This is a genomic window from Caulobacter sp. 17J65-9 (genome assembly GCF_010975005.1).
Classification (GTDB): Bacteria; Pseudomonadota; Alphaproteobacteria; order Caulobacterales; family Caulobacteraceae; genus 17J80-11.
The window spans coordinates 1-10650 of sequence record NZ_JAAIVC010000138.1 but is presented as its reverse complement, the minus strand read 5'-3'; the positions used below and the strand labels follow the sequence as shown (position 1 = coordinate 10650).

Genomic DNA, 10650 nt, shown 5'->3' with positions numbered 1-10650 from the left:
CGGCCGCGGTGACCGCGGCGTCGGCGGCGGCCTGCTGGGCGGCCGCGCCGCCGCGCCCGGCGCGGATGCGGGCGGCCTTGGCGGTGAAGTAGGGCGTGTGGCCCTGGTCTTCGAGCGAGCGGTCGAAGCTCTCGAGCAGATTGATCGCCTCGTCGGCCCGCCCCTTGCGGACCAGCAGGTCGGCCAGCGAGCCGCGCACGTCGACCAGCGAGGGGACGATGTCCAGCGCGCGGTAATTGGCCTTGATCGCGCCGTCGACGTCGCCGGTGGCCTCCAGGCTGCGGGCCTGGTTGGCGTAGAAGTCGTAGGTGTCGATGCCCAGCGCGTCGGCCTTGCGATAGTAAGGCAGGGCCTCCTTGTGGCGGCCGTCGCCGGTCAGGACGATGGCCAGCATCGCGTTGGCGCGCGCGTCCTCGGGATACTGCTTCAGATAGGCGATGTAGCTGGCTTCGGCGCACGGGATGTTGCCGTTGCGCAGGCACCGCTCCGCTTGGGAGATCGAGGGGACGCCCTTGGCGACGGCGCCGGCCGGCAGGGCGTGGGCGCCCTTCTTCAGCGCCATGTAACCCGCGCCGGCCCCGAGCACGCCGAGGACGGAGATGACGAGGACGGTGACGTCGGGCCCGCGCTTGCGGCGGCGTCCCCCGGACATGCCTTGCAGGGTCAGGGGGGCGTCGGCGCCGTCGTCGGTCGGATCGGCGCTCATCGGGCGCGCTCGCAGGCGTGCGGCGGCAGGCGGTCGGCGTGCATGTCTACTCCCCCCGGAACAGGCCGCGGAGCCTAGCCTTGCGCACCGCCGAGAGCAATTCGACCGGCGTGCAACTTTTGCGACGCTTTAATTACCGGCGCTGATCGCCCGGCGCGGATCGGCCTTGGGGGCGGGGGCCAGGCGCAGCACCTCGGCCTGGTAGCGCTCGTCCTCGCCCAGCATCAGGAAGGGCAGGGCGTCGGCGCAGGCGCGGGTCAGGTCGTCGACCCAGGGCTGGTCGACCTTGTGGAAGTCCGACAGCACCCAGCCGTGCACCAGCTCCTTCTCGCCGGGATGGCCCACGCCCATGCGGGCGCGGCGGAAGTCGGCGGTGATCAGGGCGATGGTGGAGCGGATGCCGTTGTGGCCGGCCGCGCCGCCGCCGGTCTTCATGCGGAAGCGGCCCGGCGCCATGTCGATCTCGTCGTAGAACACCACGACGTTCTCGGGCTTCAGCTTGTAGAAGCGCATGGCCTCGCCGATCGAGCGGCCGCTCTCGTTCATGTAGGTCTGCGGCTTCAGCAGCAGGGCCTTCTGCGGGCCCTGGGGCGTGTCCACGACGCCTTCCGAGGCGATGCCCTGGAACTTGCTGCGCTCGGGGCCGAAGCGCCAGCGGCGGGCGATCTCGTCGATCGCCATGAAGCCGATGTTGTGGCGGTTCTTCTCGTACTTCGGCCCGGGATTTCCGAGCCCGGCCAGGATCAGCACGGACAGGACTCCATAAGGAAACGGCCCCGTCCGTGAGGACGAGGCCGCCTACATATCAGATTGTGAAGGCGATCAGCCTTCAGCAGCCTCTTCGCCTTCGGCGGCTTCTTCAGCAGCCTGGCCGGCCGAGCCGGTGACGGTCGCGATCACGAAGTCGCGGTCGGTCACGGTCGGGGTCACGCCCTTCGGCAGAGCGATGTTGGAGATGCGGACGGTGTCGCCGATCTCCAGGCCGGTCAGGTCGACCAGCAGCTCTTCCGGGATCTGGTCGGCCGGGCAGGCGATTTCGACGTCGTGACGGACGACGTTCAGCACGCCGCCGCGCTTGATGCCCGGCGAGGCTTCCTGGTTCTGGAAGTGCACCGCCACCGAGATCTTGATCGTCTGGTGTTCGTCGACGCGGAACAGGTCGAAGTGCAGCGGCACGTCGGTGACCGGGTGGAAGTCGACGGCCTTGGCGATGACCGGCTGGGTCTCGTTGCCGTACTTCAGGGTCACCAGGTGGCCCAGCAGCTTGCCGGTGTACAGCGCCTTGCGCAGCGCCTTGGTCTCCATGGAGATCGGCACCGGGCCGCGGTCGCCGCCGTACAGGACGCCCGGGGTTTGGTCGCTCCGACGCGCGGCGCGGGCGGCGCCCGTCCCGGTGCGCTCGCGAACTTCGACGTTGAGAACGATCTCGGCCATCTGCTTCAGCCTCAAAAACGAAACCGCCGCGCACCCGGCGCGGCGTGGGGGTTACCCCGGAATCTAAGAGCGCGGCTTAATACATGCTTCGACGGGGGTGCGCAACCGGCGCGGACTTATGCCCGCGCCGGCGCGCTGATCCGTCCTATTTGCCGCCCTTCGGGCCCTCGGTCTGGACCGCGTTGGTGGTGTTGGAGGCCGCGTCCAGGGCGGCCGGGGCCGCCGGCAGGGGAATCGGTTCGCCCACCGGCGCGATCTTGCCGGCGACCTTGGTGATGCACTGGCCGGTGTCCATCAGCACGTGCTGGCCCAGGCAGAAGACGTCCTCGTAGTGCGGCTTGGAGACGGCCAGGCACTGGTAGAGGTTCAGCTTCGACAGGTTCAGGCACGAGGGGCCGACGTTGTCCTCCAGCAGGGCGCTCACCTGGGTGGCGTTGTCGTCGCCGGCCGCGCCCAGCGCGGCGAGCGCGGCGATGGCCAGCGAGCGCTGCACCGCCGGGGTGTAGGGCTTCTCGGCTCCGGCCGTGACGGACGGCAGGCCGGTGCCGCTCAGGGCCGCCTGCAGCAGCTGGGCCGACAGGTCGGTGGAGGGGGCGATCGGCTGCGAAGAGATCTGCTTGGCCGCCGCCAGGCGCGCCTCGCGCTCCTTCACGAACTCCTTGGACCACTTCTGACGCTGGACGTCGTAGGCGGACTGCTTCACGGCCGAGCCGGCCTTGTGCACGGCGGCGCCGTCGGCGGTCAGTTCGGCGACCACGCGACCGGCCGCGGCGTCCGCGCCCGGCAGTTGGGCGGCGTAGGCCGGGTCGGCGAAGATCTGGTTGATGATCTGCTGGCGCTGGGCCGGCTCACGGCCCAGCTCGCGCACGCCGGCGACGAAGGTCGGCTCCTGCAGGGCCAGCACGGCGCCGTAGGCGATCACGCCCTGGGCCAGCTGCTTGGCCTCGTACGACTCGCCCTTGCGCAGCGACGCCTGGATGGACTCGCCGTCGGTGAAGTTCGCCTGAATTTCCTTGGCCTGGCTGACGTAGGTCTCGTAGGCCGCGGCGGCCTCGGCCACGCCCGACGACAGGGCGACGGGCGGCGGGGGCGGCGGGGGAGCGGGCGGCGGGGGAGCCGGCGGCTCCTGACAGGCGACCAGGACGAGGGACGAAGCGAACGCGCCCAACAGCGCAGCGCGCCGCAAGTTCACCATGCTCATACCGACACGTCCCCCTTCGAACCCAAGTCAGGCGCCTGCCGCGACCGCGGGCGGACTATAGCGACAGTCCGGGGGTGATTCGACGGGGATTCTGGACGAACCCCGGTCAATCAAAAAGCTTTGATACCGATTCTTCGTTGGCGATACGGCGGATCGCTTCGCCGATCAGGGGCGCCACGGTGACGGTGCGCACTTTGCCGCAGGCCAGCACCTGCTCCGGCTGCTCGATGGAGTCGGTGATCACCAGCTCGTGCAGCACCGACTTTTTCACGCGCTCGACCGCCGGGCCCGACAGCACGCCGTGGCTGACATAGGCCGAGACCGAGGCGGCCCCGCGCTCGATCATGGCGGCGGCGGCGTTGCACAGGGTGCCGGCCGAATCGACGATGTCGTCGAACAGGATGCAGCGGCGGCCGGTGACGTCGCCGATGATGTTCATCACTTCGCTTTCGCCGGCGCGCGGGCGGCGCTTGTCGACGATGGCGAGGTCGGCGTTCAGGCGGTCGGCCAGGGCGCGGGCGCGCACCACGCCACCGACGTCCGGCGACACGATCATCAGCTCGTGGGAGTCTTCGTAGTTGTTCTTGATGTCCCGGGCGAGGACCGGGATGGCCACCAGGTTGTCGGTCGGGATGTCGAAGAAGCCCTGAATCTGGCCGGCGTGCAGGTCCATGGTCAGGACCCGGTCGGCGCCGGCGCGGGTGATCAGGTTGGCGACCAGCTTGGCCGAGATCGGCGTGCGGCCGCCGGTCTTGCGGTCCTGACGGGCGTAGCCGAAGTAGGGCATCACCGCCGTGATCCGCCGGGCCGACGCGCGCTGCAGCGCGTCGATGCAGATCAAGAGCTCCATCAGGTTGTCGTTGGCCGGGTAGCTGGTCGACTGGATCACGAAGACGTCCTCGCCGCGGACGTTCTCGTCGATGGTGGCGAACACCTCCATGTCGGCGAAGCGCTTCACCTGCGCCTTGGTCAGCGGCACGTCGAGGTAGTCGCCGATCGCCTGCGACAGGGATTGGTTGGAGTTGCCCGACAGCAGCTTCATGGCACGCGCCCTTCGATTGACGCCGCGCTTCTAGCAGCGAACGCCCGAAGGGCAAGGGGCGGGAGGTCGCGCCCGCGCCCGTTAAGACCGTTTTGTGACGAACCTCCCCCTGCGGAAACCAAATGGCAAAGCTCGGGTGCGAAATCCGCTGTGCGCCGCGGGGGAGCGGCGTCGAGTAAGCGTACGCGTGGGGGATTTGCGTGCCGGACATTACGATCGCGTCGGGGCTCGCCGCCCTGGCGCTGCTTCTGGACGCGCCCGAGCGCGCGGCCCAGCGAGTGGACTTGTGTGCGCTGGACGCGCTCGCGGTGGAGGCGCGCGAGGAAATCCGCCGCCTGCCGAGCGCCAAGCGCCGGGAACACTACAGCCTGATTTATCTGGCCGATGACGGTCGGCTTGCCCACACGCCGGCCAAACCCGGCTTGTCCGACAAGGTCACCCTGCAGCAGATCGAGGCCACCCTGAGCGCCGCGGGCGTCGGTCCAGAGCGCATGGTCGGCTTCGTCCACAATCACCCCATCGAGCAATACGGCTTCTCGCCGACCGAACGGGGCATGAACCGCTATCCGTCGGGCGGCCTCGCCTCGCAAGGCGACTGGCGCTTCGCCCGCTGGCTGGTGGAGCAGGGAGCCGGCGGTCCGACTGGCGAAGCCGTGTTCCTGTACGTCGTCGATATCCGCAACGCCGTGCGCCGCTTCGACTTCGCCGAGCGCGACAGCTATGTGGCGCTGACCCCGCGCGACCAGGAGAAGGGGCTGAACCTGCCGCCCACCCTCTCCGGCAAGGGCGGGCGATGCCGCAAGGCCGCGCCGAGCGGAGGCGCCCGCCGCGCGCGCTGAGGCTCAAACCAGGGCGATCGCGCTCATCAGCCGGCCGTAGTCGCCTTCGCCGCGCTTGAAGGCGCGGCGGTTGGAGAAGAACAGATCTTCCTCCGCGCAGGTGTCGTGGCCGACCCACTCGGCGTGTTCGACGCCGGCCTGGTCCAGCCGCCCGCGGCCCCGCAAAGCAAAAACGTGCATGATGGCGATGCTCTACCGCAAATAGTACGGTGGGCCTGAATGTCGGTGCCGAGGGGGTGTGATGCGCTTGAGCTTGTCGCTGGCGATTGCCGTGTTCCTGCTAATTGGCGGGACCTCCGCTCATGCCGATCCAGTCTTCCGGACGATCGACGTGAAGCGGGCCGACGGTTCGAGCATCGACGTACGGGTGCATGACCGTGGACACGGCGCGGCCGACCAGGCGCTGCTACTGGTGAGCGGCTCCGACTGCAAGTCGATCGAGGCTCTGGGCTGGTCGACGCTGGCGGCCGAGACGGACGGCCCTCGGTGGGTGGTGGCAGTGGACAAGGAAGGCGCCTCCCGCGACGGGACCTGCGGGCCGACTTACGAAAGTCAGTCCACAGAGCAGGCCCGATGGTTTGATCACGTGGCGGCCATGAACCGGTTGAAGCGTGAACTCGGTCTGCGGGATCGCGGGGCGTTCCGGGTGTTCGCGGTCTCGGCGGGAGGCCTGACCGCCTGCGCGCTGGCCGGGGCGACCGACGACGTCGAGGCGGTGGCGCTGCTCAGCACCGGCGGAGGGATGACTTTCGATCAGGAGCTTTCGCTGTTGACCAAGGATGATCCCGACTTCGCCAAGCAGAAGCACCGTGTGGCGAGCGACCCGCGGGTCGGGGCGACCTGGCTGGGAGCGACGAACCCGGAGATCTGGTGGCGGTCGGTGCTGCCGACCCGCTGCCTCGATCTCATGGAGGGGTATCGCGGCCGCGTCCTCGTCGCCCACGCACGCGGGGACGAGTCGACTCCGGTCGAGAGCGCGCGCCGTCTCGTCGAGGGGCTGAAAGCTCAGGGACTCACGCCTGAGTACGTCGAGATCGACGGCGGACACGCCTTAAACCGTGAAGTGCTGGCGCGGGCGTTCGAATGGCTCAGCCGTTGAGCGCTCAGACCAGGGCGATGGCGCTCATCAGCCGGCCGTAGTCGCCTTCGCTGCGCTTGAAGGCGCGGCGGTTGGAGAAGAACAGCTCTTCCTCCGCGCAGGTGTCGTGGCCGATCCACTCGGCGTGTTCGATCCCGGCCTGCTCCAGCCGCCACAGCACGAAGGAGGGCAGGTCGAACAGCTGGCGGTCCGAGCCCTCGACCGGGCCGAAGAAGCGCGCCGAGCCCGGATCGTGGTGGACGAAGCGGTCCACGAACTCCGGCCCGACTTCGTAGGACTTCGGGCCGATGCAGGGGCCGACGACGGCGTTGATGCGGCTGGCCGAGGCGCCCAGCGCGACCATGGCGCTGACCGCGCTCCCGACGACGCCGTCCAGCGCGCCCTTCCAGCCGGCGTGGGCGGAGGCGACGATGCGGGCCTCGGCGTCGGCGAACAGGATCGGCGCGCAGTCGGCGGACAGCGCGCCGCAGACCAGGCCCGGCGTCGAGGTGACGATGGCGTCGCCCTCCGGCCGCTGTCCGGCCCAGGGGCTGTCGGCCACCCGCGCGATCACCGAGTGGGTCTGGTAGCAGCTCAGCAGGTTGTCCGGCCCGACCTCGAACACCGAGGCGGCGCGCCGGCGGTTCTCGGCCACGGCCTCCGGATCGTCCTTCGAACCCGGCCCGAGGTTCAGGCTGGAATAGATGCCGGTGGAGACGCCGCCCTGGCGGGTGAAGAAGGCGTGGCGCACGCCTTCCAGCTGGAGCCGCGGCGAGGTGAGGACGGGGGGCTTGGTCATGACGTCTCCTCGAATCCCGGAGGCACGGCGCCGGCGTGAACCGCGCAGGCCTTGAACAGGGTCCCCATCTCGGCCGGATCGACCAGCCGCGCCAGCTGGCGCGCCAGGGTCTCGGCCCGGTCGGGGCGGGCGCGGGCCAGGGCCTCCGCGCGGTGCTCGATCCCGAGCCGGCGCAGCAGCGCGCCTTGGGTGAGGATCGCGGTTTGCGCGCCGGCGCTCCGGGCGCCGGCGGCGAAGGCCGGGAAATCGGCCCACACGGTCAGGTCGGCTTCGCCCGGCGTCTCCAGCGGCGAGATCTTCGCATGCGCCTTCAGCGCCTGCAGGGTGTCGCCGGGCTCCGGCCGGTCGCGGCCGTAGTCGATGAACAGCGCCGCCCCGCCTTGCGCGGCGACGCGGGCCCCGACCTCCGCGCCCAACGCCGCCTGGGCGGGCGAGACTTCCCAGACCAGGCCGGGGGCGAGGTCCTCGGGCGCGTTCGCCGGCCGGTGGCCCGGGGTCAGGCCGAAGGCCAGCTCGCCGTCCGGCGACAGGCCGACCCGGCGCTCGGCCCAGCCGCGCTCGGCGCGCACGAACTGGTCGGCAGGCAGGCAGTCCAGCAACTCGTTCGACAGGAGGATCAGCGGCGCGTCGGCCGGGAGCTCGTCCAGGGCGCCGGCCCAACGGGGGGCGAGCGGCGCGTCGGCCAGGCGCGCGGCCTGGGCGGCGCGCAGCGGCTCTGACAGCTCCACCAGCCACAGCTCGGCGGCGGCCAGGAACTCCGGGACCAGGCGGGCGGCGCGCAGGACGTCGCTGATCAGCGTGCCGTCGCCGGGGCCCATCTCGACCAGCAGGACGCGCGCGGGCCGGCCCAGGCGGATCCAGGCCTCGGCCGCCCACAGGCCCAGCATCTCGCCGAACATCTGCGAGACCAGCGGCGCGGTGATGAAGTCGCCCTCGGGCCCCAGGCGCGGGCGCGTGGCGTAGTAGCCGCCGTCGGGATCGAACAGGCAGCGGGCCATGAAGGCCGAGACCGGCATGGGGCCAGTCTGGGCGATCTCGGCCTTCAGCCGATCTTCCAGGCTCATGCGGCGGCGGGGGCTTCCACGCGGCGCGCGCGGCAGATCAGCCAGACGCCGACCGCGATCATCGGGATCGACAGCAGCATGCCCATGGTGACGTGGCCGCGCAGGAAGTCCGGCATGTGCTGGTCGGGCTCGCGCACGTTCTCCAGCAGGAAGCGGCAGACGCCGTAGCCGGCCAGGAAGATGCCGGTGACCAGGCCCTCGCGCGGCAGCAGTTTGCGCACGTAGGTCGCCCAGTAGAGCACCAGGAACAGGACCACGCCTTCCAGGCCGGCTTCATAGAGCTGGCTGGGGTGGCGCGGGACCATGCCGGCCGGGCAGTGGCCGTACGCTTGCTCGATCGTGGCGTTGCAGAAGCGGATGCCCCACGGCGCGTCGGTGGGGCGGCCCCACAGCTCGCCGTTGATGAAGTTGGCGATGCGCCCGAAGAACAGACCGATCGGCGCGGCCGGCGCGACCAGGTCGCCGAGGCTCAGCAGGGCGATCTTGTTGCGCCGCGCGAACAGCACGATGGCCAGGGCCACCCCGATCAGGCCGCCGTGGAAGGACATGCCGCCCTCCCACAGCTTCAGCATGCTGAGCGGCGACTCCCAGATCATCGACGGCTGGTAGAACAGGATGTAGCCGATGCGGCCGCCGCCGATGATGCCGACCGTGATCCACAGGATCAGGTCGTCCAGCTGCAGCTTGTTCAGCGGCGGGCCCTTGGGGCCCCACAGCGTTTCCTTGGTGAGCAGACGCGCCGCCCACCACCAGCCCAGCAGGATGCCGGCGACATAAGCCAGGGCGTACCAGCGGACGCCGAAGTTGCCCCAGTGCAGGTACGGAACGAACGGGTCGATATCGGGAAACTGCACGGCGCGTCCTCGCAGGCTGTCAGCCTCGTTTAGCAAGCACGACCGCGTCCGTCGCCCCCTTCGAACCGGACCGTCGCTTCGACGTTGTTCGCGCTCTATAAGGAAGCGGTGCGGGCCGCTTCGGCCCAGAAGAGATCGCCCAACGAGATCGCCATGCATACGCGCAATCCCCTCCTCGACGAGTTCGCCAAGCTGACCACCGGCGCCATGGGCCTGGCCCAGGCGGCGGGCGAGGAGGCCCGGGCCGCGTTTCGCGCCCAGGGCGACCGGCTGGTGGCCGAACTGGACCTGATCCGCCGCGACGAATTCGAGGCCCTGAAGGCCGAGGTGGCGGCTCTCCGCGCCGAACTCGCGACCCTGAAAGGGAACACTTCTGTGGATGGCGCTCGCCCGGCAGACGACGCCGGTTGAGCTGGTTTACGAAGCGGTTACCCTCGTGAAGCGGGGCGTTTGAGTCGCCCGCCCGTTTCGCCCGGTCGGCGCCGAGGATCGAGGACCGCCTATGGACACCCGACCGGAAGAGCTGGACCTCGCCTTCGATCCCCTCGACGTCGTTGAAAATGTTCTGTCGGCGGAAAATCTTCCGTTCGATCGGACCGAAGACGGCGACCTGGCCTTCGCCCTGGCCGGCGACTGGCGCGACTACGAACTGTGGTTCGCCTGGCGTCCCGAGGGCGACTGCCTGCAGCTGTGCTGCTCGCTGGACCTGCGGGCGCCCAAGTCGAAGCGGGCGACCTACGAACTGCTGTCGCTGGTCAACCAGCGCGTCTGGCTGGGCCACTTCGAGATCTGGCCGGAGGACGGCGAGATCGTCTTCCGCCACTCGCTGGCCCTGCCGCACGGCGAGCGCCCGACCCTGGCCCAGGCCGCGTCCATGATCGACGCGGCGGTGGAAGCGGCCGACCGCTTCTTCCCGGCCTTCAACTTCCTGCTCAAGGGCGCGAAGACTCCGTCGGACGCCATGGCCTGCTGCATGTTCGAGACGGTCGGGCGGGCGTAAGCGCTCACCGCGGATAGTGCTTCTGGATTTCCTTCTCCCCTTGCGGGAGAAGGTGGCGCGCGGAGCGCGTCGGATGAGGGGTGTCGGCGAGACGCCTGTCGTCCTGGCGCGACTGCGCTCTTCGTCCTGACGCTTCGGCGCCGACACCCCTCATCCGGCCGGCTCCGCCGGCCACCTTCTCCCGCAAGGGGAGAAGGGGAGCCAAAGCCATGACTGACAACGTTTTCGGACCCGTCCTGCTGATCGGCGCGGGGCGCATGGGCCAGGCGCTGATCCAGGGCTGGCGGCGCGCTGACGCCTTCCCGTTCTCCGACCTGCTGATCCGCACGCCCTCGCAGAAGCCGGAGTGCGACGCCGCCGCCGCCGAGGGCGCGGCGCTGAATCCGCCGGACGCGGCGCTGGCGAACGTCCGGACCGTGGTCCTGTGCGTGAAGCCGCAGAAGTGGCGCGAGATCGCGCCGGCCTACGACGCGGTCCTGCCCAAGGACGCGGTAATCGTTTCCGTACTGGTCGGCACGCGCGCCGCCGACCTCGAGGCCGGCTTCGGCGGCCGGCGCGGCGCGCGCGTGCTGCCGACCACCGGCGTCGCTCGCGCGCAGGGCGTGACCAGCCTCTACGCCGCCGATCCGCAAG

The 10650-nt window shown here is 70.1% G+C and carries 13 protein-coding genes and 1 pseudogene; 5 read left to right on the top strand and 9 right to left on the bottom strand.

Going from position 1 to position 10650, the window contains the following annotated elements; genetic code table 11:
- The 5 genes from G3573_RS16810 to G3573_RS16790 all read right to left on the bottom strand — a co-directional run.
- Window positions 1–706, bottom strand: a 706-nt coding sequence (locus G3573_RS16810) for a tetratricopeptide repeat protein (protein WP_163262718.1), incomplete at its 3' end; no start/stop codon positions are given.
- A gap of 129 nt (window positions 707–835) precedes the next feature.
- Complete coding sequence (gene pth / locus G3573_RS16805; RefSeq protein ID WP_163262716.1) at window positions 836–1456, bottom strand: aminoacyl-tRNA hydrolase; 621 nt, start codon at window positions 1454–1456, stop codon at window positions 836–838.
- Between the two features lie 72 nt (window positions 1457–1528).
- On the bottom strand, window positions 1529–2140 hold the full coding sequence (locus G3573_RS16800; protein WP_163262714.1) for a 50S ribosomal protein L25/general stress protein Ctc: 612 nt from the start codon (window positions 2138–2140) through the stop codon (window positions 1529–1531).
- 145 nt (window positions 2141–2285) lie between these two features.
- Window positions 2286–3200 carry a hypothetical protein gene (locus G3573_RS16795; RefSeq protein ID WP_163262711.1) on the bottom strand — a complete coding sequence of 305 codons (915 nt, stop codon included), beginning with the start codon at window positions 3198–3200 and terminating at the stop codon, window positions 2286–2288.
- Window positions 3201–3447: 247 nt separating this feature from the next.
- On the bottom strand, window positions 3448–4383 hold the full coding sequence (locus G3573_RS16790; RefSeq protein ID WP_163262709.1) for a ribose-phosphate pyrophosphokinase: 936 nt from the start codon (window positions 4381–4383) through the stop codon (window positions 3448–3450).
- Between the two features lie 200 nt (window positions 4384–4583).
- Between G3573_RS16790 and G3573_RS16785 the strand changes: the two genes are divergently transcribed.
- Window positions 4584–5222, top strand: a complete 639-nt coding sequence (locus G3573_RS16785) for a hypothetical protein (protein ID WP_163262708.1) — start codon at window positions 4584–4586, stop codon at window positions 5220–5222.
- Between the two features lie 3 nt (window positions 5223–5225).
- On the opposite strand, the pseudogene G3573_RS16780 reads toward G3573_RS16785, so the two are convergent.
- A pseudogene (locus G3573_RS16780) lies at window positions 5226–5372 on the bottom strand (laccase domain-containing protein); the annotation flags it as partial.
- Between the two features lie 97 nt (window positions 5373–5469).
- On the opposite strand from G3573_RS16780, the gene G3573_RS16775 reads away from it, so the two are divergent.
- Window positions 5470–6321 (top strand): hypothetical protein, encoded by an 852-nt coding sequence (locus G3573_RS16775; RefSeq protein ID WP_163262704.1) that lies wholly within the window; start codon window positions 5470–5472, stop codon window positions 6319–6321.
- A 4-nt stretch (window positions 6322–6325) separates the two neighbouring features.
- Here G3573_RS16775 and pgeF read toward each other — a convergent pair whose 3' ends face one another.
- From pgeF to lgt, 3 genes are read right to left on the bottom strand one after another with little or no spacing between them, the layout of a single operon-like run.
- The gene (gene pgeF / locus G3573_RS16770) at window positions 6326–7099 is read right to left on the bottom strand and encodes a peptidoglycan editing factor PgeF (RefSeq protein WP_163262702.1); all 774 of its coding nucleotides are present in this window, start codon (window positions 7097–7099) and stop codon (window positions 6326–6328) included.
- Window positions 7096–8163: an SAM-dependent methyltransferase gene (locus tag G3573_RS16765; RefSeq protein ID WP_163262700.1), complete on the bottom strand. Its 1068-nt coding sequence runs from the start codon at window positions 8161–8163 to the stop codon at window positions 7096–7098. Before G3573_RS16765 ends, pgeF begins: the two co-directional genes overlap by 4 nt.
- Window positions 8160–9017, bottom strand: a complete 858-nt coding sequence (lgt, locus tag G3573_RS16760) for a prolipoprotein diacylglyceryl transferase (RefSeq protein WP_163262698.1) — start codon at window positions 9015–9017, stop codon at window positions 8160–8162. The genes G3573_RS16765 and lgt overlap by 4 nt, the downstream gene beginning before the upstream one ends.
- A gap of 153 nt (window positions 9018–9170) precedes the next feature.
- Between lgt and G3573_RS16755 the strand changes: the two genes are divergently transcribed.
- The 3 genes from G3573_RS16755 to G3573_RS16745 all read left to right on the top strand — a co-directional run.
- Window positions 9171–9428 carry an accessory factor UbiK family protein gene (locus tag G3573_RS16755; RefSeq protein ID WP_163262697.1) on the top strand — a complete coding sequence of 86 codons (258 nt, stop codon included), beginning with the start codon at window positions 9171–9173 and terminating at the stop codon, window positions 9426–9428.
- A gap of 91 nt (window positions 9429–9519) precedes the next feature.
- Complete coding sequence (locus G3573_RS16750) at window positions 9520–10017, top strand: YbjN domain-containing protein (RefSeq protein ID WP_163262696.1); 498 nt, start codon at window positions 9520–9522, stop codon at window positions 10015–10017.
- A 209-nt stretch (window positions 10018–10226) separates the two neighbouring features.
- Window positions 10227–10650: NAD(P)-binding domain-containing protein (locus tag G3573_RS16745; protein WP_163262694.1), on the top strand; the 424-nt coding region annotated here is incomplete at its 3' end.

Excerpts from the sequence above, each read along its gene's own strand:
- G3573_RS16800 (WP_163262714.1), bottom strand. The coding sequence starts at position 2,140 with ATGGCCGAGATCGTTCTCAACGTCGAAGTTCGCGAGCGCACCGGGACG.
- G3573_RS16790 (WP_163262709.1), bottom strand. The coding sequence starts at position 4,383 with ATGAAGCTGCTGTCGGGCAACTCCAACCAATCCCTGTCGCAGGCGATC.
- pgeF (WP_163262702.1), bottom strand. The coding sequence starts at position 7,099 with ATGACCAAGCCCCCCGTCCTCACCTCGCCGCGGCTCCAGCTGGAAGGC.
- G3573_RS16765 (WP_163262700.1), bottom strand. The coding sequence starts at position 8,163 with ATGAGCCTGGAAGATCGGCTGAAGGCCGAGATCGCCCAGACTGGCCCC.
- G3573_RS16755 (WP_163262697.1), top strand. The coding sequence starts at position 9,171 with ATGCATACGCGCAATCCCCTCCTCGACGAGTTCGCCAAGCTGACCACC.
- G3573_RS16750 (WP_163262696.1), top strand. The coding sequence starts at position 9,520 with ATGGACACCCGACCGGAAGAGCTGGACCTCGCCTTCGATCCCCTCGAC.